A 21,291-nucleotide genomic window follows, 5' to 3' on the forward strand; every position below is an offset into this window, starting at 1 on the left:
TCCATCCCCGTTCCCGGCCGGTCCCCGGCTTCAGGACGGCCCGGCCTGCCCGTCGAGCGCCAGGGCGATCGCGGCGGCGGCCTCGGCGGCGCCGGGCGCGTGCCAGCCCAGCTCCGGCGTGTACCCGCGGACGCGCTTGGCGGGCACCCCGGCGACCACGCTGTGGTCGGGGAACTCGCCGCGCACCACCGCGCCCCCCGCCACCACGCACTGCCGCCCGAGGACCGTGCCCGGCAGGATGATCGCGCCCGTGCCGAGCCAGGAGCCGGCGCCGATCGAGACCGGGCTGTTGCGCGGCCACTGCCGCCCGATCGGCGTCTCGGGGTCGTCGTAGACGTGGTTCTGGTCGGTGATGTAGACGTACGGGCCGGTGAAGACGTGGTCGCCGATGTCGATCGACTGGTGGGCCACGATGTGCGAGCCCCTGCCGATCGAGCACGAGCCGCCGATCCGCAGGATCGAGTCGGGGCCGAGCTCGACGCCCGGCCACATGCCGCAGGAGATCGACACGCGCTCGCCGATCAGCGTGTGCTCGCCGATCTCGATCCACCGCTCGCCGAAGATCGCCCCCGGGGGGAAGGCGATGCTGACTCCCTCGCCGATCCGGCGGAATCGGTAACCCGCCGTGGAGTCCGGAGAGATCGCCCCGGCGTGGCGGATCGCCGCGTACGCACGGTGAATCAGTGCGCCCATGGCCCGGCGTACTAGTGACATAGGGCCCAAAGTTACCGCTAGGTCATGCCGTTCGGGCATGTGAGGGGCGTTGTTTGATATCCTGAGAGCCCGTGGACACTTCGGCCACCACTCGAGCCACGGGAGCCCCTTTGCGCAGCGCATCGCAAACCAAGCATCTGTTCGTCACCGGCGGTGTCGCCTCCAGTCTGGGCAAGGGGCTCACGGCCTCCAGCCTCGGCCGTCTGCTCAAGGGGCGCGGTCTCCGGGTCACCATGCAGAAGCTCGACCCCTACCTCAACGTCGACCCCGGCACGATGAACCCGTTCCAGCACGGCGAGGTCTTCGTCACCGACGACGGCTCCGAGACCGACCTCGACGTCGGCCACTACGAGCGGTTCCTCGACACCGATTTGCACGGCTCGGCCAACGTCACCACCGGCCAGGTCTACTCCAACGTCATCGCCAAGGAGCGGCGCGGCGAGTACCTGGGCGACACCGTCCAGGTCATCCCGCACATCACCAACGAGATCAAGGACCGCATCCGGGGCATGGCCGGCCCCGACGTCGACGTCGTCATCACCGAGGTCGGCGGCACGGTCGGCGACATCGAGTCGCTGCCGTTCCTGGAGGCCGTCCGCCAGATCAGGCACGAGGTCGGCCGCGACAACGTCTTCTTCCTGCACGTGTCGCTGCTGCCCTACATCGGCCCGTCCGGCGAGCTGAAGACCAAGCCGACCCAGCACAGCGTGGCCGCGCTGCGCAGCATCGGCATCCAGCCCGACGCGATCGTGCTGCGCTCCGACCGTCCGGTCCAGACGGCGATCAAGCGCAAGATCAGCCTCATGTGCGACGTCGACGAGGACGCCGTCGTCTCCGCCGTCGACGCCGCCTCCATCTACGACATCCCCAAGGTGCTGCACGCCGAGGGCCTCGACGCCTACGTCGTGCGCCGCCTCGGCCTGCCCTTCCGCGACGTCGACTGGAAGGAGTGGGAGCAGCTCCTGCGCCGCGTGCACCGCCCGGCCAAGGAGGTCACGATCGCGCTGGTCGGCAAGTACATCGACCTGCCCGACGCGTACCTGTCGGTCACCGAGGCGCTGCGCGCCGGCGGTTTCGCCAACGACGCGCGGGTCAACATCCGCTGGGTCAAGAGCGACGACTGCGAGACCCCCGAGGGCGCCGAGCGCGAGCTCGACGGCGTCGACGGCGTGCTGATCCCCGGCGGGTTCGGTGTGCGCGGCATCGAGGGCAAGATCGGCGCCATCCGGCACGCCCGCGAGGGCCGGATCCCGCTGCTCGGCATCTGCCTCGGCATGCAGGGCATGGTCATCGAGGCCGCCCGCAACATGGCCGGCATCGAGGACGCCAACTCCGCCGAGTTCGACCCCGACACCAAGCACGCGGTCATCTCCACCATGGCCGACCAGGAGGACGTCGTCGCCGGCGAGCGCGACATGGGCGGCACCATGCGGCTCGGCAGCTACACCGCCAAGCTCGGCGAGGGCACCCTGGCCAGGCAGCTCTACGGCGGCAAGGCCAAGGCCGACGAGCGCCACCGCCACAGGTACGAGGTCAACAACGCCTACCGCGAGCGCCTGGAGAACGTCGGCCTGGTCTTCTCCGGCCTGTCGCCCGACGGCCGCCTGGTGGAGTACACCGAGCTGCCCGTCGACGTGCACCCGTTCTTCATCGGCACGCAGGCGCACCCGGAGTTCCGCTCCCGTCCCACCCGGGCCAACCCGATGTTCAAGGGCCTCATCGGCGCCGCCCTGGCCTACGCCGACAGCCGTGTGACCACCAAGGTCGGCAAGTGAGGATCGAGGATACGCCCGAGGCGTGGGACGTCGTCGCGTCCAAGGAGCACTTCCAGGGTTACGTGATCAAGGTCGTCACCGACACGGTCCGGATGCCCCAGGACGAGGTCGCCGACCGCGACTACGTCGTCCACCCCGGCTCGGTCGCCGTGCTCGCGCTCGACGACCGCGACCGCGTCCTGATGATCAGGCAGTACCGCCACCCCACCCGGCAGCTCATGTGGGAGCTGCCGGCCGGCATCCGCGACGTGGCGGGCGAACCGCTCGCCGACACCGCGGCCCGCGAGCTCGCCGAGGAGTCCGGCTACCGCGCCGACACCTGGCACACCCTGGTCGACCTGCGCTCGTCTCCCGGCATGACAGACGAGCGGATCAGGGTCTTCCTCGCCCGCGGCCTGAGCAGGATCCCCGACGAGGAGAACACCTTCGTCCATCGGCACGAGGAGATCGGCATGCCGGTCGAATGGGTGCCGCTGTCCGACGCGGTCGAGAAGGCGCTCATGGGAATGATCCACAATTCCCCGGCCGTGGCCGGTATCCTCGCCGCATATGCGGCTTCGGTTGAGGGATTCGCCCTGTTGCGCCCCGCCGACGCCCCGGAGGCGTGACGGAAGGACCATGTCGTGGAGGCAGTGCTCTCCAGCTACCTCGCCCATTTGGCGGTGGAGCGGGGCCTGGCTGCCAACACGCTCGCGTCCTACCGCCGTGACCTGCGGCGATACTTCGAACATCTGCAGGCGCGCGGGCGGCTGAAGCTCGACGAGGTGGGGGAGGCCGACGTCCAGGCCTTCCTCGCCGCGTTGCGCGAGGGCGACCGGGAGCATCCCGCCCTCGTGGCCAGCTCGGCCGCGCGGGCCGTCTCGGCCGTACGCGGGCTCCACCGGTTCGCCCTGCGCGAAGGCGTCACGGCCCACGACCCCGCCCACGAGGTACGCCCGCCGCGCCAGCTCCGCAGACTGCCCAAGGCGATCGCCGTCGACGAGGTCGAACGCCTCATCGCCGCCTCCGGCCCCGACGGCGCCCCGCTCACCCTGCGCAACCGCGCCCTGCTGGAGGTCCTGTACGGCACCGGCGCCCGCATCTCGGAAGCCGTCGGCCTGGCCGTCGACGACCTCGAACCCGACCAGGTGAGGCTGCGCGGCAAGGGCGGCCGCACCCGCGTCGTCCCGCTAGGCCGCTACGCCCGCTCGGCGCTCGACGCCTACCTCGTCCGCGCCAGGCCCGGCCTGCTGGCCCACGGGCGCGGCACCCCCGCGGTCTTCCTCAACGCCCGCGGCGGCCGGCTGACCAGGCAGGGGGCCTGGGAGGTGCTCCAGGCCGCGGCCGAACGCGCCGGCCTGGCCGGCATCAGCCCGCACGTCCTGCGCCACTCCTTCGCCACCCATCTGCTCGACGGCGGCGCGGACGTCCGGGTGGTCCAGGAGCTGCTCGGCCACGCCTCCGTCACGACCACGCAGGTCTACACCCTGGTGACGGTCGACAAACTCCGCGAGGTCTACGCCGCGGCGCACCCGCGCGCCCGGCAGTGATCTATAGTCTTTTGCGCGTGCGCGGTGCCCCGGCGTGCCGCCTTGCCGCGTTTAGTGGTGACGCCATAGTGTCCGTCCGGACGGTCCGGTTCGGGATCGTCAGGGAGGTTCGAGCTGGTGACTGTGACGACCAAGGGTTCGACCCCGGGGACCCCCGACAACCCCTGGGGTGACACCAAGACCAACGCGCCTTCCAACGGCGTCAACCTGGGCCCCACCCAGCGCCCGCGGCCGGTGTTCCCTGAACCGGTCCCGCCGCAGGTGCACGGGCCGGCGCGAGTGGTCGCGATGGTCAACCAGAAGGGCGGCGTCGGCAAGACGACGACCACCATCAACCTGGGCGCGGCGCTGGTCGAGTGCGGGCTGAAGGTGCTGCTGGTCGACTTCGACCCGCAGGGCGCGCTCTCGGTCGGCCTGGGCATCAACCCGCTCCAGCTCGACCTGACCGTCTACAACCTGCTGATGGACCGCGGCGTCACCGCCGAGGACGTCCTGCTGGAGACCGGCGTCGAGGGCCTCGACCTGCTGCCCAGCAACATCGACCTGTCGGCCGCCGAAGTGCAGCTCGTCACCGAGGTCGCCCGCGAGCAGGTGCTCGGCCGGGTGATCAAGCCGCTGCTGCCGCACTACGACGTCTGCCTCATCGACTGCCAGCCGTCGCTCGGCCTGCTCACCATCAACGCGCTGACCTGCGCCCACGGCGTCATGGTGCCGCTGGAGTGCGAGTTCTTCGCCCTGCGCGGCGTCGCGCTGCTCATGGACACCATCTCCAAGGTCCAGGAGCGGCTCAACGAAGACCTCGAGATCGAGGGCCTGCTCGCCACCATGTACGACGCCCGTACCCTGCACGGCCGCGAGGTGCTGGCCCGCGTGGTGGAGGCGTTCGGCGACAAGGTGTTCCACACGGTGATCAACCGTACGGTCCGCTTCCCCGACGCCACCGTCGCCGGCGAGCCGATCACCACCTTCGACCCGTCGTCCCTCGGCGCCAACGCCTACCGCGAACTGGCCCGCGAGGTGCTCTCGCGCTGGCCGGCTCCTGCGACAATGGCCAGGTGACCGCAGAGCAGACCGAGGCCCCCCAAGGCTTCCAGGTACACCTGGACGTCTTCGAAGGCCCCTTCGACCTGCTTCTCGGCCTGATCGCCAAGCACAAGCTCGACATCACCGAGGTCTCGCTCTCCAAGGTCACCGACGAGTTCATCGCCTACATCCGGTCCAGGGGCCCGGAGTGGGACCTCGACCAGACCAGCCACTTCCTGCTGGTCGCGGCCACGCTGCTCGACCTGAAGGCGGCCCGGCTGCTGCCGTCCGGCGAGGTGGAGGACGAAGAGGACCTCGCGCTCCTGGAGGCCAGAGACCTGCTGTTCGCCCGGCTGCTGCAGTACAAGGCGTACAAGGAGGTCGCGAAGGTCTTCGCGGGGCGGATGGCCGAGGAGTCGCTGCGTTTCCCCCGCACGGTGTCGCTGGAGCCGCAGTTCGCCAACCTGCTGCCCGAGCTCATCCTCGGCATCGGGCCCGAGCAGCTCGCCCGCATCGCGGCCAAGGCGTTCACCCCGAAACTGCCGCCCACCGTCAGCGTCGGCCACATCTACCAGCCGCTGGCCAGCGTCAAGGAGCAGGCGGCCATCCTGGTCATGCACCTGCGCAGGCTGCGCAGGGCCACCTTCCGCGCGCTGACGGCCGACTGCGAGGGCACCTTCGAGGTCATCGCCCGCTTCCTGGCCGTGCTGGAGCTGTTCCGGGAGTCCGCGGTGACGTTCGAGCAGGTCGAGGCGCTGGGAGAGCTCCACGTGACCTGGACGGGCGCCGACGACGGCGACGTCGCGGTGGGGGACGACTACGAGGAATCCGCGGAGAAACCATCGAATGACTGACAACCCCAACCCCCTGCCCGGCCCCCGCAAGGCCCCCGACTCGGGGTCGCCGCTGCCCGCCTGGATGACGCTCCCGGGCTCCATGGTTCAGCCGGCCTCTCCGGAGGAGGCGTCCGCCCTGCCCGCCGGCCCCGACCTGCCGGTCGCGCCGCCCGAGCCCTCGCCGTCGTCCGAGAGGCCGTCGCCCGAGAGGCCGTCGCCCGAGACGCCGTCGCCTGAGTCGTCCTTCCCTGAGTCGCCTTCCGAGCGGCCCTCGGACACCGCTGCCGACCAGGAGGAGGACCGGCAGGACGCCCCGGAGGAGGAGCCTCGGGGGGAGGGGCCCGCTCTTGAGGCGGCCCTGGAGGCCATCCTGATGATCGTCGACGAGCCCGTGGCCGAGATCACGCTGGCCCAGGTGCTGGAGCGTCCCACCCACGAGGTCGCGGCGGCGCTCAGAAGCCTGGCGGCGGAATATACGGCCGCCGGGCGGGGTTTTGATCTGCGGGAAGTCGCGGGTGGCTGGCGTTTCTACACGCGGGCCGACTGCGCGGCGCTGGTCGAGCGGTTCGTCCGCGACGGCCAGCAGACGCGGCTGACCCAGGCCGCGCTGGAGACCCTCGCGGTCGTGGCCTACCGGCAACCGGTGAGCCGCGCCCGTGTCGCCGCCGTACGCGGCGTCAACAGCGACGGCGTCATGCGGACGCTCGTCGCCAGGGGGCTGGTCGAGGAGGCCGGCACCGACCCGGAGAGCCAGGCAGTGCTCTACCGGACAAGCTCATACTTCCTGGAACGTCTGGGACTGCGGGATTTGAGCGAGCTTCCCGAGCTCGCCCCCTTCCTCCCCGACGACGTGGAGAACCTCGAGGAGACAACAAAGTGATCAACAGGCGCAGCACCCCGTCCGGTGATGGACGCGGTCGTGGACGTACCGGCGGCTCCGGCCGCGGCGGGCGTCCCGCCTTCCGCTCCGACGACAACCGCCGCGACGGCTTCGGCGGCGGCTTCGGCGGGGACGACCCCCGCCGCGACTCCCTTCGCGCCGACCGCGGCGGCGCCCGCGCCCGCTTCGGCGACCGCGACGACCGCCCCCGCCAGGACTCCGGCTCCCGCGGCGGCGACCGCTCCGGCTTCGGCGGCGACCGCTCGGGTCGCCCCGGCGGCGAGCGCTCCGGTTTCGGCGGCGACCGTTCGGGTCGTCCCGCTTCCGGTGGTGACCGTTTCGGGCGTTCCGGCGGTGACCGCGACGGCTACTCGCTCGGCGACCGCACCGACCGTCCGGCGCGTGACGACCGCTACCAGCGCGCCGACCGGCCCGCCGGTGGCGACCGCGGCGACCGTTTCCGTGACGACCGTCCGCGTGACGACCGCGGTGACCGCGGTGCGCGCGGCGGCGACCGTTTCGACCGTCCCCGTCGTGAGGGCGGCTTCGAGCGTCCCCGTCGTGAGGGCGGCTTCGAGCGTCCGCGTCGTGAGGGCGGCTTCGAGCGTCCGCGTGGTGAGGGCTTCGGCGGGGCTTCCCGGTCCGGTGACCGGGGCAGGTTCGGCGACGACCGGCGCGGCGGCTACGGCGGCGACCGGCGCGGTGAGCGCGGCGGTTACGCCGGTGGCGACCGCGGCGGGTACTCCAACGACCGCGGCGGGTTCTCCGGCGGCCGTGGCGGGTCCTCCGCGGGTCGCGGCGGTTACGCGGGCGAGCGGCGCGGGGAGCGTGGCGGTTACGCCGGCTCCCGTGGCGCCGGACGCGGCGGCGACGGCGAGCGTCAGGAGCGCGGCGGCTTCCGTGCCGACCGCGGCGGACGCAGGGACGACGCCCCCAGGTCCGCCTCCGCCGGCAACACCCGCGCCCGTTTCGGCAGGCGCGAGGACACCCCTCGCGGCCAGCAGCCGCGCACCCCGAGGCGCGACGACGTCCAGACGCTCGGCGGCGGACGGCGTGCGGCCGGCTCCGAGAGCCCCCAGGCCAGGCGCGTCAAGGCCGCCCGGCAGCCGCTGCGCGACCGTGCCTTCTACGACGACGACTACACCGACGAGCGCGACACCACCGAGGTGCCCAACGGCGTCCGCCTGCAGAAGGTGCTCGCCCAGGCGGGCGTGGCCAGCAGGCGCGCCTGCGAGGAGATGATCGGCGACGGCCGCGTCACGGTCAACGGCCAGGTCGTGCGCCGGTTCGGCGCCAAGGTCGATCCCGCCACCCAGGTGATCCACGTCGACGGCAAGCGCATCCCGACCGCCCCCGACCTGGTCTACTACGCCCTCAACAAGCCGATCGGCGTCGTGTCCACCATGGACGACCCGCAGGGGCGCCCGTGCCTGGCCGACTACGTCGAGGAGCTGGCCCCCCGCCTGTTCCACGTCGGCCGGCTCGACACCGAGACCGAGGGCCTGCTGCTGCTCACCAACGACGGCGAGCTGGCCAACCGGCTGACGCACCCGAGCTACGGCGTGCAGAAGAAGTACTGGGCCAAGGTGCCGGGGCCCATCCCGCGCGACCTGGGCCGCAGGCTCAAGCAGGGCATCGAGCTGGAGGACGGCATCGCCAAGGCCGACAGCTTCGCCATCGTCCAGGAGCACGGCCAGCAGGCGCTGGTCGAGGTGGTGCTGCACGAGGGCCGCAACCACGTCGTGCGGCGCATGCTGGAGGAGGCCGGTCACCGGGTGATCGACCTGGCCCGGATCGAGTTCGGTCCGGTGAAGCTGGGCCGCACCAAGGCCGGCACGGTCCGCGCGCTGAGCCTGAAGGAGGTCGGCGACCTTTACGCGGCCGTGAAGCTGTAATCTGGCCGGAACGCAGGAGCCCGTGCGCATCTCGCACGGGCTCTCCCGCTATGGAAGGGGAACAGGGCGCATGGTGCGGGCGATCCGCGGGGCGATCCAGGTGGATGCCGACGACCGCGACTCGATCATCCAGGGGACGACCGAGCTGGTCCAGGCGATCATGGAGCGCAACAGCCTGACCACCGACGACGTGATCAGCGTGCTGTTCACCGCCACCCCCGACCTGACCTCCGAGTTCCCCGCCCTGGCGGCGCGCAAGCTGGGTTTCCACGACGTGCCGCTGATCTGCTGCACCGAGATCGACGTGCCGGGGGCGCTGCCGCGCGTGGTGCGCCTGATGGCGCATGTGGAGACCGACCGTCCGCGGGCAGAGATGCAGCATGTGTATCTGCGGGGCGCGGTGGCGCTGCGGCAGGACATCGCCCAGTAGGCGACCGGCGTGAGCCGGATCGTCGTGCGGCACGTGCCTGGCGGACACGGCAGGCAACACTCTCACTAGCCCGATAAATCAGGACATCGATATGGCCTCGGAACTCCGTACCGTGCTCGTCGTCGGCACCGGTCTCATCGGCACCTCGGCGGCCCTGGCGCTGCGCAAGCACGACGTGCGCGTGCTGCTCGCCGACCGCGACGCGGCCGCCGTACGGCTGGCCAGGGAACTGGGCGCGGGCGAGGAGTGGGAGCCGGAGCGCCTGCCCGCCGGGCAGGTCGACCTGGCGGTCATCGCGGTGCCCCCGGCGCACGTGGCCGACGAGCTGCTGAAGCTGCAGAGCAGCGGCGCGGCCCGGTTCTACACCGACGTCGCCAGCGTCAAGGCCGAGCCCATCCGCATGGCCGCGCGGCTCGGCTGCGACCTGACGACCTACGTCGCCTCCCACCCGCTGGCCGGGCGGGAGAAGTCCGGTCCTGGCGCGGCCAGGGCCGACCTGTTCCTCGGCCGGCCGTGGGCGCTGTGCCCGACCGGCGAGGCCGCCGACGACGCCAGGGCGGCGGTGCTCAAGCTGGTCGAGCTGTGCGGCGCGAACCCCGTCGAGGTGGGCGCGGAGGAGCACGACCGCGCGGTCGCCGTCGTCTCGCACGCCCCCCACGTCGCCGCCTCGGCCGTGGCGGCCCGCCTGGCCGACGCCACCGAGGTCGCGCTCGGCCTGGCCGGGCAGGGGGTGCGCGACGTGACCAGGATCGCGGGCGGCGACCCCGGGCTCTGGCTCGGCATTCTGTCGGGCAACGCGACCCCGGTCGCCGAGGTGCTGGAGGCGGTCTCCCGCGACCTGGCCGAGGCCGCGACCGCGCTCCGCTCCCTGGCCGAGGGCGACGGCACCGCGAGCGGCGACCTCACCCAGCTCCTCAAGCGCGGCGTCGCCGGGCACGGGCGCATCCCGGGCAAGCACGGCGGCCCCGCTCCCGCGTACGTGGTCGTCCAGGTGGTCATCGGTGACCGTCCCGGCCAGCTCGCGCGGCTGTTCCAGGTGTGCGACGAGGTCGGCGTCAACGTCGAGGACGTGCGGCTGGAGCACGCGCCCGGGCTGCCCCTGGGCATCGCCGAGCTGTGGGTCCAGCCCGACGCGGCCTCCCCGCTCGCCGACGCCCTGCGCGAACGCGGCTGGCAGGTCCCCTGACCACGGAGCACTGAACGCGCCGGGCCCCGCCCGCGGCGTCAGCCGGCCGCCCGCTCCAGTCTGCGGCGGGCGCGTTCCACGGCGACCGGCAGGCCGCGCCGGGCGGCCAGGGCCCTGGGCAGCCGCCGCACTGCGGTGCGCAGCCCCTCCCGGCCCGCCGGACCGCCCAGCAGCGCCTCCAGGGACCGGCGCGCCACCACCGGCCATGGACGGCGCAGCACGGCGGTCAGCACGGCGTTGCGCGCCGCCAGCGCCTGCCTGCCGCGCGGGTCGCGGGCGGGGGAGGGGTGGTGGTGGGCGACGACGTCGTCCACGTAGGCCAGCCCCCAGCCGCGCGCGGCCAGGTCCACGGCCAGCCGTTCCTCCTCGCCGAAGAAGAAGATCACGTCGTCGAAGCCGCCCGCCTCCAGGAACGCCTCCCTGCGCACGACGGCCCCGCAGGCCAGGAAGCCCAGCACGCTCGGCCCCGGCAGGTCGTCCTCGACGCCGAGCGGGGAGTCGCGCATCGCCTCCGACACCGCGTCCAGCCGCTCCTGCGGCCCGACCAGCACGCGCGCGCCCAGCACGGCCAGGCGGGGGTGGGCGTCCAGCACGTCGGCGGCCAGCTCCAGGGCGCCGGGCGCCCACCAGGAGTCGTCGTCGGCGAAGGCGACGTAGGGGGTCTCGGCCAGGCGCACGCCGACGTTGCGGCCCGGCGCGCCCAGGTTGGTCCCCGCCTCGACCACCTGGACGTCGGGGAAGTGCTTGCGGACGAACCCGGCGGTCCCGTCCGAGGAGCCGTTGTCGACGAGGATCACCGGCCTCGGGTGGCGGGGGATCGTCCGGGCCAGCGTTCTGACCCGGTCCCTGGTGGCCACCACGACCGTGACCCGCGCTCGGTTCGTCTCCGTCACGCCGGACCCCCTTACCTGGGCGGACGCCGTTACTCCTCGCCGGCGGCATTGACGGCGGGACGGAGGAGGCGTACAAAGGTCGGTAACAGCGTTACCGAGAAGAAACGGTGTTACTCAGATGGCGGTCACCGCGTACCGGCAAGCCCAGCAGGAAGGCCAGAGCGTGGTCAGGACGGCCATCCTCGACGCCGCCAAACACCTGCTCGTCGCCGAGGGCCCGGCGGCGCTCACCGTCCGGCGCATCTCCGGCGAGGTCGGCTGCTCCACGAAGGTGATCTACACCCTCTTCGGCGGCAAGGACGGCCTCAGCGAGGCGCTGTGGCTGGAGGGCTTCGCCCGGCTGGAGGCCCGCCTGCTGGCCGTCCCCGCCCAGGACGACCCGCTCCCGGCGCTGCACGCGGGCCTGGCGGCCTACCGCGAGTACGCGCTGGACGAGCCCGACTACTACCGGGTCATGTTCCAGAACGCGATGCACGGCTTCCAGCCCGCCCCCGACGCGGTCGCGGCCGGCCGGCGGACCTTCGACATCCTGGTCGAGGCCGTGGCCGCCTGCCTGGAGGCCGGACGGCTGCGCGGGGCCGCCGCCGGCGAGATAGCCGACGTGCTGTGGATGGCGATCCACGGCGCGGTGAGCCTGGAGATCTCCGGCTTCTTCGACAGCGCCGAGGCGGAGCGGCGCTACCGGCTGCTCTACACCTCCGTGCTCACGCCGTTCCTGACCTGAGAGGAAGCGCACGATGACCAGCACCCCCTTCCGCAACGGCTTCGCACCCGCGACGGAGGAGATCACGGCCTTCGACCTGGAGGTCACCGGCCGCATCCCCGCCGAGCTCGACGGCCGCTACCTGCGCAACGGCCCCAACCCGCTCGGCCTCGACGACCCGGCCGCCGGCCACCTGTTCATGGGGCAGGGCATGGTCCACGGCGTGCGGCTGCGCGGCGGGCGGGCCGAGTGGTACCGCAACCGGTGGGTGCGCAACGCCGAGGTGGCCCGCCGGCTGGGCGAGCCGCCGGCGCCGGGCCCGGTGCACGCGGGCATGGACTTCGCGGCCAACACGCACGTCATCGGCATCGCCGGGCGCACGTTCGCGACCGTCGAGGCGGGCGGGCTGCCGTACGAGCTGAGCTACGAGCTCGACACGGTCGGCGCGTGCGACTTCGTCGGCGGCCTGCCCGGCGGGTACGCCGCCCACACCCACCTCGACCCGGTCACCGGCGAGCTGCACGCGGTGGCCTACTTCGCCGGCTGGGACCACCACCAGCACATCGTGATCGACCCCAAAGGCGTGGTGGCCCAGGTCAGGGACATCCGGGTCGCCGACCGCCCGATGCTGCACGACTTCGCGCTGACCCGCCGGCACGTGGTGATCTACGACCTGCCGGTCACGCTCAGCATGGCCCACGCCGAGCGCGGCGCGCCGCTCCCGTACGCCTGGGACGACGCCCGGCCCGCCCGGCTCGGCCTGCTCTCCCGCGAGACCGGCGACGTGCGCTGGGTGGAGATCGACCCCTGCTGGGTCTTCCACACCCTCAACGCCTACGACGACGGCGACCAGGTCGTGGTTGACGTCGTCCGCTACCCCAAGCGGTTCGTGGACGCCCGGCTCGACCTGGGCGGCGCGCCCACGCTCGACCGCTGGCGCATCGACCCCGGCACGGGCCGGGTCACCACCACCCGCCTGGACGACCGCCCCCAGGAGTTCCCCCGCATCGACGAGCGCCGCACCGGCAGCCCGTACCGGTACGGCTACACCTCGGCCGCCGCCGACCTGCACGACGTGATCTACCCGGCCACCGAGCTGGAGGACCTGCCGGACGAGGCGTTCGACAACACGCTCATCAAGCACGACCTGGAACGCGGCACGCAGGAGGCGCGGCGGTTCGGGCGCGGCGCGTACGTGGGCGAGCCGGTCTTCGTGCCCTCCGGCGCCGCCGAGGACGACGGTTACCTGCTCACTTACGTCAACGACCCGGCCAGGGGAGCGGCCGACCTGGTGATCCTGTCGGCCCAGGACTTCACCGGCGAGCCGGTCGCGATCGTGCACCTGCCCGCCAGGGTCCCGCTCGGCTTCCACGGGAGCTGGATCGCGGACTGACCGGAGGCGGTAGCCTCTTCAGGTTGGGGAAACACACGTGAAGAGGGAGAGGCCGTGTCCGGTCTGGTCGTCGCCATGGACGGTCCTTCGGGGTCGGGCAAGTCGAGCGTGTCGCGCGGGGTCGCCCGTGCGCTGGGCCTGCGTTACCTCGACACCGGGGCCATGTACCGGGCGATGACGTGGTGGATGCTCCGGCAGGGCGTCGACCTGGCCGATCCCGAGGCCGTCGCGGCCCGTTGCGGCGAGCCGTCCATCGTCTCCGGCACCGACCCCGAGGGCCCCTCGATCCTGGTCGACGGCGTCGACGTGGGCGGGCCCATCCGGGAGGCCGAGGTGACCGGGGCGGTCTCCGCCGTGGCCGCCGTCCCCGAGGTGCGCAGGCGGCTGGTCGCGCTGCAGCGGGAGATCGCCGCCGCCGGTGACATCGTGGTCGAGGGCCGCGACATCGGCAAGGTCGTCTGCCCCGACGCGCCCGTCAAGGTCTACCTGACGGCCAGCGCCGAGGCCCGTGCCCGCCGCAGGAGCGCCGAGCTGGCCGGCTCCACGGTGGAGGCGCAGCAGGCCGCCATGGAGCGGCGTGACACCCTGGACTCGACACGTAAGACGGACCCACTCTCGATGGCGGATGGCGCCGTCGAGCTCGACACCACCGCGCTCAACCTCGAAGAGGTCATCGCGGAGGTGCTGAGGCTGGTCAAGGAGCGCACCTGACCTCCAGGTGCGGTACTCACCTAAGGATGAACAAGCATGTCAACGGGGGATTGGGTCGAGGCTGACCTCGACGAGCTGGAAGTCACCGAGCACGGCGACACCACGCCGCTGCCGGTCGTGGCCATCGTGGGCCGCCCCAACGTGGGCAAGTCCACGCTGGTCAACCGCATCATCGGCCGCCGCGAGGCGGTCGTGGAGGACGTGCCGGGCGTCACCCGCGACCGCGTCACCTACGACGCCAACTGGCGCGGCCGCCGCTTCACCGTCGTCGACACCGGCGGCTGGGACCCCGACGCCACCGGCATGAACCTGCGCATCGCCGAGCAGGCCCAGGTCGCCGTCGAGCTGGCCGACGTGATCGTGTTCGTGGTCGACGCCACCGTGGGCGCCACCGACGCCGACGAGATCGTGGGCGCGGTGCTGCGCCAGTCGGGCAAGCCGGTGCTCCTGGCCGCCAACAAGGTCGACAACCAGCAGCTGGAGCTGGAGGCCGCCGCGCTGTGGGCGCTCGGGCTGGGCGAGCCCTACCCGGTCTCGGCGCTGCACGGCCGCTCCAGCGGCGACCTGCTCGACGTCGTGCTCGACGCGCTGCCCGAGACGCCGCAGCTGACCTTCGGCGGCGAGCGCGGCCCGGCCCGCGTGGCGCTGCTCGGCAAGCCCAACGTGGGCAAGTCCTCGCTGCTCAACAAGCTGGCGGGCGAGGAGCGGGTGCTGGTCGACCCGATGGCGGGCACCACCCGCGACCCGGTCGACGAGCTGGTCGAGCTGGGCGGGCGCACCTGGCGCTTCGTCGACACCGCCGGCATCCGGCGGCGCGACCGCGAGCTGCAGGGCGCCGACTTCTACGCGGCCATGCGCACCCGCGCCGCCCTGGAGCGCTCGGAGGTGGCGATCGTGCTGATCGACGCCAGCGAGCCGCTCACCGAGCAGGACCTGCGGATCATCGGCCTGGTGATCGAGTCGGGCCGGGCCATGGTGGTGGCCTTCAACAAGTGGGACCTGGTCGACGAAGACCGCCGCTACTACCTGGAGAAGGAGATCGACCGGCAGCTCGTGCGCACGCCGTGGGCGCTGCGGGTCAACATCTCCGCCAAGACCGGCCGCCACATGGACCGGCTGGTGCCGGCGCTGGAGAAGGCGCTCGACTCCTGGTCCACCCGGGTGCCGACGGCGCGGCTCAACGCGTTCCTCACCGAGCTGGTGCACGCGACGCCGCCGCCCGTCCGGGGTGGCAAGCAGCCGAAGATCCTGTTCGCCACGCAGGCGTCCGTCGAGCCGCCCAAGTTCGTGCTGTTCACCTCCGGCTGGCTGGAGGACACCTACCGGCGCTTCATCGAGCGGCGCATCCGCGAGGAGTTCGGGTTCGCCGGCTCGCCGATCGACGTCACGATGAAGATCCGGGAGAAGCGCCCCAAGAAGGACAAGTAACGGGGTTGCCGTATCATCTACGGCAACACGTGGACGGAGACGAGTAGCCAGCGGGCCGCACGGGCCCAGAGAGCCGCCGGCAGCTGTGAAGGCGGTCCCGTGTCCGCTGGTGAAGACACTCCCGAGTGCGGGGAGGAAATGCCCCGCCGGCCTGACCCCCGTCATCGGGTCGTGGAGGCCGCCCCTCGCGGGCGGCGAAAGTGCGGTGGCACCGGGAGCTCCCTTCTCCCCCGCACTCCCAAGGGGTCATGCATTTCCTGCAGAGGAGCTGTAATGATCTCTCGTGTCCTGTCGGCGTCGCTCGCTGAGCACGCCGGCCGACGAGTGACGATCGCCGGCTGGGTCCATCGCCGCCGGCACCTGAAATCCGTCTCCTTCCTGGTCGTCCGCGACCGCGCCGGGCTGGCCCAGGTGGTCGGCGCGGCCCGGGAGCTGCCGCCGGAGGAGAGCGTCGTCCGGGTCACCGGCACCGTGACCCCGTCCGGGCAGGCGCCGGGCGGGTTCGAGCTGACCGGGCCGGAGATCGAGGTCCTGGCCGAGCCCGCCCAGGCGCCGCCGTTCGACCTCTACCGGCCGGTCGTGGGCGCGACGCTGCCGACGGTCCTCGACCACGCGCCCGTCGCGCTGCGGCATCCGCTGCTGCGGGCGCCGCTGGAGATCTCGGCGGCGAGCGTGGCCGGGTTCCGCGAGACGCTGGACGGCCTCGGGTTCACCGAGATCCACACGCCCAAGATCGTGGCCTCGGCCACCGAGTCCGGCGCGAACGTCTTCGGCATCGACTACTTCGGCCGCCGCGCCTACCTCGCGCAGTCGCCGCAGTTCTACAAGCAGACGATGGTCGGGGTGTTCGAGCGGGTCTACGAGGTCGGGCCGGTCTTCCGCGCCGAGCCGCACGACACCGTCCGCCACCTGGCGCAGTACACCAGCCTCGACGCCGAGCTGGGCTTCGTGGCCGACCACCGGGACGTGATGGCCGTGCTGCGGGAGGTCGTCGCGGGCATGGTGGAGTCGGTGCGCCGCCGGGCCGCGTCCGCCGTCGAGGTGGCCGGGGCCGCGCTGCCGGACGTGCCCGCCGAGATCCCGGCCGTGCACTTCACCGAGGCCCAGCGGCTGACCGGCGAGGACGAGCCCGACCTGTCACCGGCCCAGGAACGATGCCTGTCGGAGTGGGCGCTGCGCGAGCACGGGTCGGAGTTCCTGTTCGTCACCGGCTACCCGATGTCCAAGCGGCCGTTCTACACCCATCCCGACCCGGCCAGACCGGGCTACTCCAACGGCTTCGACCTGCTGTTCAGGGGTTTGGAGCTGGTGACCGGCGGCCAGCGCCTGCACCGGTACGACGACTACGTCCGGGCCCTGGACGGCGACGTCGAGCCGTACGAGGGCTACCTCCAGGCGTTCCGGTACGGGATGCCGCCGCACGGCGGGTTCGCGCTCGGCCTGGAACGCTGGACGGCCCGGCTGACCGGCGCCGCCAACATCCGCCAGACCACCGCCTTCCCCCGCGACCTGCACCGCCTGTCGCCCTGACCGGCGGCGCCGGCTGAGTCACGGTCGAAGTCCGGGGTCGGGGGCGGCGTCCGCGAGGGCGGGCGCCGCCCCCGGCAGGGCGCGGCGCGGCATGAGCAGCGCCACCGCCGCCCCCAGCAGGCAGACGAACGCCGTGAGCAGGAACATCTCGGTGTACTCGATGTGCAGGGCGGCGTCGATCCGGGCCAGGTAGTCGGCCAGCCGCCGCTGGTAGGTCTGCGCGTCCACGCCGAACGGCAGCGGCGTGTCGAGATGGGCGGTCAGCGACTGGAACCGGTGGAACCCCCACGCCGACACGCCCGCCACGCCGACGAGCATGCCCATCATCCTGGCCACCACGACCGCCGCCGAGGCGACGCCGTGCTGGACGGCCGGGCTCACCCGCAGGACCGCCGACGAGACCGGCGCGATCACCAGGCCGAGGCCGAGCCCCGCCACGACCAGGTCGGCGTCCACGGCCAGGCCCGCGCCGGCCAGGTCGAGCGGCCAGCGGCTCATCAGCCAGTACCCGGCCGCGGCGATCAGCAGGCCGGGCACCGCCACCGCGCGCTCGCCGGCCCGCCGGGCCAGCACGCCGCCGAGCAGCGCGCCCACGGCCAGCGCGCCGAGGAAGCGGGCCAGGACCAGCGCCGCGCCCAGGGCGTCCTTGTCCAGCAGCGTCTGGGCGGCGAACTGCACGAACACCATCGTCACCAGCAGCGCCGCGCCCGCCAGGAAGCTCACGCCCAGCGTCGCCAGCAGCGGCGACTTGCGGGCGGCCGACAGGTCGAGCAGCCGGACGGGGGAGCGGATCTCCCACCAGACGAAGACGCCGCCGGCCACCGCACCGGCCGCGATCACCGGCGGACCCCACGGCGGCAGCACGGTCGTGGCCGGGTCGGGGTTGTACAGGCCGACGACCAGGAGGGCCAGCGCCAGCGCCAGCAGGGCGCCGCCGACGACGTCGACGCGGGCCGTGCCGGCGGGCGGCCGGGCCGGGACCGTACGCTGCACGGCTACCGCGGCCAGGGCGGCGAGGGGCACGTTGACCCAGAAGATGGCGTGCCAGCCGCCCAGCTCCACGCCCGCCACGGCGACCGGCGGGACCAGCGCCAGCACGCCGCCGTACAGGGGGCCGAGGGCGCTGCCCAGCTCCTGCGCCGCGCCCACCGCGCCCAGCGCGAGCGGCCGGTCGCGCGCCTCCCACAGGTCGCCGATCAGCGCCATCGTGATCGGCAGCAGCGCCCCGCCCGCCACGCCCTGCACCGTACGGCCCGACACCACCATCGCCTCACCGGAGGCCAGCGCGGTCAGCACCGAGCCGAGCGCGAACGCCGCCAGGCAGGCGTGGATCAGCGGCCGCCGGCCGTAACGGTCGGAGAGCTGGCCGAGCAGCGGCATCGCGGCGACATAGCCGAGCAGGAACCCGGTGACGACCGGCGTGACCCGCTCCAGGTGGTTCTGCGGCACGCCGACGTCGTGGGCGATGTCCATCAGGACCGTCACGACCACGTAGGCGTCGAGCGCGGCCAGCAGCACCACCGCGCCGCCCGCGCCGAGCGCGACCCGGCGGGCCCGCTCGGCCGGGACGTTCCGGCTCACCGGGCTCATCCGGACGGGGGCGGCGTGATCGTGACCGGCGCGTCGTAGTCGCTGAACGTCACCGTCACCGTGCCGTTCTGCAGCGGCAGGCTCGCCTTGGTGAGCCTGCTCGTGGCCTTGTCGACCCAGACCTTGCCGTTGACGCCCTGCGTGACGCCCGGCACGATCTGCCCGACGACCTGCCCGGAGAACGTCGTGGCCACCCGGTACGAGCCGTCCTCGACCGCCTCCACCCTGGGGTCGGTCGCCGAGGAGAGCAGCTGCGCGATGCCCTTGGCCGGATCGAGGATCACCGACGGGTCGTAGAACTGGGCGAGCTGCTGCCTGGTCATCGTCTGGAAGCCGCCGGTCGGCCCCTTGAAGTGCACGGTGTCGCCGATCAGCGCGAAGGTGATCTCCTGCAGGGTGCCCAGCACCTCCAGCGTGATCGTGCCGTCGGCGTCGCCCGCCGAGGTGAGCCTGCCGTCGGCCTTCTTGAGCGGCACGTTGGGCTTGCCCTCCGTGGCGATCGAGAAACCGGCCGACCTGACGGCCTTCATGGCCTCGGCGGACTTCTTCATCACCTCCGGCCCGGCGGGGAGCTCGTCACCCCCGCCGCCACCCGCGGAGCAGGCCGGCATCAGCGCGAGCACGACAACGATCAGCAGCTTTCGGAGCATGAGCGGATCGTAGCGACCGCCCGGGAACGCCGGTGAGCCGTCGCCGATATCGGTTGGGCCTCAGCGCAGCTTCTTCAGGTGCTCGACGATGGGCCCGAACGCCTGCTCCAGCGCCTCGAGCTGGTCGTCGGTGAGCCGGTCGACGAAATGCTCGCGCACGCTCGCGACGTGGTCGGGCGCCACCCGCTGGATCGTCGCCCAGCCCTCGTCGGTCAGGACGGCGAACGTGCCGCGCCGGTCGTCGCGGCAGTCTTCCCTGGTGACCAGCCCCTTGGCCTCCATGCGGGAGATCTGGTGCGACAGCCTGCTGCGCGACTGGATCGTGGCGTCGGCCAGGTCGCTCATCCGCATGCGCCGCTCGGGGCTCTCGGAGAGGTTGACCAGGATCTCGTAGTCGTTCAGCGAGAGCTGGTGCTCCTGCAGCTCGCGGTCGAGGCGGTGCATGAGCAGCTTGTGCAGCGCGAGATGCGTACGCCAGGCACGCTGTTCGGCGGGGGAAAGCCAGCGGGGCGCGCTCATGATCCCCAATCTATCGCACGCCCGCGACGACGCGGCTACCTGCGGGGGGCCGCCGCGCAGGGCCGCCGTACAGTGATCTGATGGAGGAGAAGTCGGGGGAGAGCCTGGCGACCGTGCTGGTCGCGGGCGCCGCGAACCTGACCATCGCCCTGGCCAAGCTCGTCGCGGGGCTGATCGGCGGCTCGGCCGCGATGTTGTCCGAGGCGGCCCACTCGGCCGCCGACACGATGACCGAGCTGCTGCTGCTGGTCTCCGTACGCCGGGCGGGCAAGCCGCCCGACGCGCGCCACCCGTTCGGCTACGGCAAGGCGGGGTTCTTCTGGGCGATGATGGCGGCGGTCGCGACGCTGGTCGGCGGGGCGGGCTTCTCCGTCACCCACGGGCTGCACGAGATCAGCCACGGCGAGAAGCTGGGCAACCTCACGCCGTCCTACGTCGTGCTGGCCGTCTCGTTCGTGATCGAGGGCATCTCGTTCACGAAGGCGTACTCGCAGTTGCGCGCCGAGGCCGGCCGGTACAAGGTGCATCCGGCGCGGCTGGTGCGGATCACGTCCGACACCGCGCTCAAGGCCGTGCTGTTCGAGGACGCCGCCGCGCTGGTGGGCCTGGTGATCGCGGCGCTCGGGCTGCTCGGCTCGCAGTGGTCCGGCTCGGCCCTGTGGGACGGCGCGGCCTCGGTCGCCATCGGCCTGCTCCTGCTGGTGGTCGCGCTCATCCTGATCCAGTCGAACCTGTCGCTGCTGATCGGCCAGGCCGCCCCCCGGCAGGTCGAGGTCGGCATCCGCGCGGTGCTGCTGGCCCAGCCCGAGGTGGACGACGTGGTCGAGCTGCTGACGATGATGATCGGGCCGGGCTCCATCATGATCGCCGCCAAGATCGACTTCCGGGACGAGGCGAGCGCGGCGGGCGTGGAGATCGCCTGCGACGAGATCGACCGGCGGCTGCGCGACCGCTTCTCCGGCGTCACCCTGGTCTTCCTCGACCCCACCCCCACCCGCCGCCGCTAGCCTGCCGGCGGGACGGGAATCCGCTGGGCCGGCGTGTCGGTGATGACGGCGACCCTGATGTCCGGATCGGCCCGCCACTCCAGCAGGTGACCGGCCGGCAGCGGGTCGACGCCGGTCGTGCGCAGCTCGTCGAGGGTGAGCTCGCCGCGTTTTACCAGGGCCTCCTTGCGGGTCCAGTGGCGGATCAGGTCGTCGTTGCCGGTCACCAGGGCGCGTTCGGCGGGGGTGAGCGCGTGGTCGGCCAGGCCCTCGTTCAGCGGGCCCGGCGGCACGTGCTCGGCGTCCACGCCCACCCGGCCGGGGCCGGCCGCGGCGCACACGTAGCCGCGGGTGTGGCTGAAGCTCACGCCCAGGCCGGGGGCCTCGCGCAGGTACGGCCTGCCGTGGCCGGGGCCGTGCACCTCGCAGTGCTGCAGCAGGGTCAGCCCGTCCGGCGGCATGTCGAGCACGGCGGCGGCGCACAGGCGTACGAGCAGGTGGGCCGCGACGAAACAGGCGCGGTCGGCGGGGAAGACGAACCGGTCGGCGCGCTCGCGCTCGGCCTCGGTCAGCCACGTCTCGGGGGCGCGCACCTCTTCGGGGCGGCCGCCCATCGCCAG

21 protein-coding genes are annotated in these 21,291 nt (G+C 72.6%); 15 read left to right on the forward strand and 6 right to left on the reverse strand.

Translation table 11 applies throughout. The annotated features are described in order from the left end of the window. Positions 1-30: 30 nt before the first annotated feature. Positions 31-693 (reverse strand): DapH/DapD/GlmU-related protein, encoded by a 663-nt coding sequence (locus ACIBST_RS13490; protein ID WP_387666688.1) that lies wholly within the window; start codon positions 691-693, stop codon positions 31-33. 131 nt (positions 694-824) lie between these two features. Between ACIBST_RS13490 and ACIBST_RS13495 the strand changes: the two genes are divergently transcribed. The 9 genes from ACIBST_RS13495 (at position 825) to ACIBST_RS13535 (ending at position 10,268) form a co-directional block, all read left to right on the forward strand. Further along, entirely contained in the window at positions 825-2,489 is a 1,665-nt protein-coding gene (locus tag ACIBST_RS13495; RefSeq protein ID WP_397171519.1) for a CTP synthase, read from the forward strand. Next, positions 2,486-3,097 carry an NUDIX domain-containing protein gene (locus tag ACIBST_RS13500; RefSeq protein WP_397171521.1) on the forward strand — a complete coding sequence of 204 codons (612 nt, stop codon included), beginning with the start codon at positions 2,486-2,488 and terminating at the stop codon, positions 3,095-3,097. The genes ACIBST_RS13495 and ACIBST_RS13500 overlap by 4 nt, the downstream gene beginning before the upstream one ends. Before the next feature lie 15 nt (positions 3,098-3,112). Beyond that, entirely contained in the window at positions 3,113-4,018 is a 906-nt protein-coding gene (locus tag ACIBST_RS13505) for a site-specific tyrosine recombinase XerD (protein ID WP_352321922.1), read from the forward strand. Between the two features lie 123 nt (positions 4,019-4,141). Beyond that, positions 4,142-5,077, forward strand: coding sequence for a ParA family protein (locus ACIBST_RS13510; protein WP_387645452.1), 936 nt, complete (start codon positions 4,142-4,144; stop codon positions 5,075-5,077). After that, positions 5,074-5,895 (forward strand): segregation/condensation protein A, encoded by an 822-nt coding sequence (locus tag ACIBST_RS13515; protein WP_352321918.1) that lies wholly within the window; start codon positions 5,074-5,076, stop codon positions 5,893-5,895. Before ACIBST_RS13510 ends, ACIBST_RS13515 begins: the two co-directional genes overlap by 4 nt. A gap of 340 nt (positions 5,896-6,235) precedes the next feature. Then, positions 6,236-6,757, forward strand: a complete 522-nt coding sequence (scpB, locus tag ACIBST_RS13520) for an SMC-Scp complex subunit ScpB (protein ID WP_397171655.1) — start codon at positions 6,236-6,238, stop codon at positions 6,755-6,757. Beyond that, positions 6,754-8,652, forward strand: a complete 1,899-nt coding sequence (locus ACIBST_RS13525; protein ID WP_397171523.1) for a pseudouridine synthase — start codon at positions 6,754-6,756, stop codon at positions 8,650-8,652. Before scpB ends, ACIBST_RS13525 begins: the two co-directional genes overlap by 4 nt. Positions 8,653-8,722: 70 nt before the next feature. Next, positions 8,723-9,082, forward strand: a complete 360-nt coding sequence (gene aroH / locus ACIBST_RS13530) for a chorismate mutase (protein WP_397171525.1) — start codon at positions 8,723-8,725, stop codon at positions 9,080-9,082. Positions 9,083-9,173: 91 nt separating this feature from the next. Continuing rightward, a complete protein-coding gene (locus ACIBST_RS13535) occupies positions 9,174-10,268 on the forward strand; it encodes a prephenate dehydrogenase (protein ID WP_397171526.1) in 1,095 nt (364 codons plus the stop codon). 38 nt (positions 10,269-10,306) lie between these two features. Here ACIBST_RS13535 and ACIBST_RS13540 read toward each other — a convergent pair whose 3' ends face one another. Then, the gene (locus tag ACIBST_RS13540; protein ID WP_397171528.1) at positions 10,307-11,161 is read right to left on the reverse strand and encodes a glycosyltransferase family 2 protein; all 855 of its coding nucleotides are present in this window, start codon (positions 11,159-11,161) and stop codon (positions 10,307-10,309) included. Positions 11,162-11,279: 118 nt separating this feature from the next. Here ACIBST_RS13540 and ACIBST_RS13545 point away from each other — a divergent pair, with 118 nt between their 5' ends. The 5 genes from ACIBST_RS13545 to aspS all read left to right on the forward strand — a co-directional run bounded on the left by ACIBST_RS13545 (position 11,280) and on the right by aspS (position 16,926). Next, positions 11,280-11,885, forward strand: a complete 606-nt coding sequence (locus tag ACIBST_RS13545; protein ID WP_397171530.1) for a TetR/AcrR family transcriptional regulator — start codon at positions 11,280-11,282, stop codon at positions 11,883-11,885. Positions 11,886-11,898: 13 nt separating this feature from the next. Beyond that, positions 11,899-13,257, forward strand: a complete 1,359-nt coding sequence (locus ACIBST_RS13550; protein ID WP_397171532.1) for a carotenoid oxygenase family protein — start codon at positions 11,899-11,901, stop codon at positions 13,255-13,257. A 54-nt stretch (positions 13,258-13,311) separates the two neighbouring features. Continuing rightward, positions 13,312-13,968: a (d)CMP kinase gene (gene cmk, locus ACIBST_RS13555; RefSeq protein ID WP_397171533.1), complete on the forward strand. Its 657-nt coding sequence runs from the start codon at positions 13,312-13,314 to the stop codon at positions 13,966-13,968. A gap of 36 nt (positions 13,969-14,004) precedes the next feature. After that, complete coding sequence (gene der, locus ACIBST_RS13560; RefSeq protein ID WP_397171534.1) at positions 14,005-15,396, forward strand: ribosome biogenesis GTPase Der; 1,392 nt, start codon at positions 14,005-14,007, stop codon at positions 15,394-15,396. A gap of 273 nt (positions 15,397-15,669) precedes the next feature. Beyond that, a complete protein-coding gene (gene aspS / locus ACIBST_RS13565; RefSeq protein WP_397171536.1) occupies positions 15,670-16,926 on the forward strand; it encodes an aspartate--tRNA(Asn) ligase in 1,257 nt (418 codons plus the stop codon). A gap of 18 nt (positions 16,927-16,944) precedes the next feature. Here aspS and ACIBST_RS13570 read toward each other — a convergent pair whose 3' ends face one another. Genes ACIBST_RS13570 through ACIBST_RS13580 form a run of 3 tightly spaced genes read right to left on the reverse strand, consistent with a single transcriptional unit; the run spans position 16,945 to position 19,685 of the window. Continuing rightward, positions 16,945-18,507: an MFS transporter gene (locus ACIBST_RS13570; RefSeq protein WP_397171538.1), complete on the reverse strand. Its 1,563-nt coding sequence runs from the start codon at positions 18,505-18,507 to the stop codon at positions 16,945-16,947. A gap of 5 nt (positions 18,508-18,512) precedes the next feature. Next, the gene (locus ACIBST_RS13575) at positions 18,513-19,166 is read right to left on the reverse strand and encodes an LppX_LprAFG lipoprotein (protein WP_397171540.1); all 654 of its coding nucleotides are present in this window, start codon (positions 19,164-19,166) and stop codon (positions 18,513-18,515) included. A 60-nt stretch (positions 19,167-19,226) separates the two neighbouring features. Continuing rightward, positions 19,227-19,685 (reverse strand): MarR family transcriptional regulator, encoded by a 459-nt coding sequence (locus tag ACIBST_RS13580; protein WP_358293728.1) that lies wholly within the window; start codon positions 19,683-19,685, stop codon positions 19,227-19,229. 80 nt (positions 19,686-19,765) lie between these two features. On the opposite strand from ACIBST_RS13580, the gene ACIBST_RS13585 reads away from it, so the two are divergent. Then, on the forward strand, positions 19,766-20,692 hold the full coding sequence (locus tag ACIBST_RS13585) for a cation diffusion facilitator family transporter (protein WP_397171542.1): 927 nt from the start codon (positions 19,766-19,768) through the stop codon (positions 20,690-20,692). Here ACIBST_RS13585 and ACIBST_RS13590 read toward each other — a convergent pair. Further along, positions 20,689-21,285, reverse strand: a complete 597-nt coding sequence (locus tag ACIBST_RS13590; RefSeq protein WP_397171544.1) for a 4'-phosphopantetheinyl transferase family protein — start codon at positions 21,283-21,285, stop codon at positions 20,689-20,691. The two genes, ACIBST_RS13585 and ACIBST_RS13590, sit on opposite strands and share 4 nt — an antisense overlap. Positions 21,286-21,291 lie beyond the last annotated feature (6 nt).

It is taken from the genome of Nonomuraea sp. NPDC049684 (assembly GCF_044465345.1).
Classification (GTDB): Bacteria; Actinomycetota; Actinomycetes; order Streptosporangiales; family Streptosporangiaceae; genus Nonomuraea.

Coding starts and splice junctions, on each gene's coding strand:
- ACIBST_RS13490 (WP_387666688.1), bottom strand. CDS start 693: ATGGGCGCACTGATTCACCGTGCGTACGCGGCGATCCGCCACGCCGGG.
- aroH (WP_397171525.1), top strand. CDS start 8,723: ATGGTGCGGGCGATCCGCGGGGCGATCCAGGTGGATGCCGACGACCGC.
- ACIBST_RS13535 (WP_397171526.1), top strand. CDS start 9,174: ATGGCCTCGGAACTCCGTACCGTGCTCGTCGTCGGCACCGGTCTCATC.
- ACIBST_RS13545 (WP_397171530.1), top strand. CDS start 11,280: ATGGCGGTCACCGCGTACCGGCAAGCCCAGCAGGAAGGCCAGAGCGTG.
- ACIBST_RS13550 (WP_397171532.1), top strand. CDS start 11,899: ATGACCAGCACCCCCTTCCGCAACGGCTTCGCACCCGCGACGGAGGAG.
- der (WP_397171534.1), top strand. CDS start 14,005: ATGTCAACGGGGGATTGGGTCGAGGCTGACCTCGACGAGCTGGAAGTC.
- aspS (WP_397171536.1), top strand. CDS start 15,670: ATGATCTCTCGTGTCCTGTCGGCGTCGCTCGCTGAGCACGCCGGCCGA.
- ACIBST_RS13575 (WP_397171540.1), bottom strand. CDS start 19,166: ATGCTCCGAAAGCTGCTGATCGTTGTCGTGCTCGCGCTGATGCCGGCC.
- ACIBST_RS13580 (WP_358293728.1), bottom strand. CDS start 19,685: ATGAGCGCGCCCCGCTGGCTTTCCCCCGCCGAACAGCGTGCCTGGCGT.
- ACIBST_RS13585 (WP_397171542.1), top strand. CDS start 19,766: ATGGAGGAGAAGTCGGGGGAGAGCCTGGCGACCGTGCTGGTCGCGGGC.
- ACIBST_RS13590 (WP_397171544.1), bottom strand. CDS start 21,285: ATGGGCGGCCGCCCCGAAGAGGTGCGCGCCCCCGAGACGTGGCTGACC.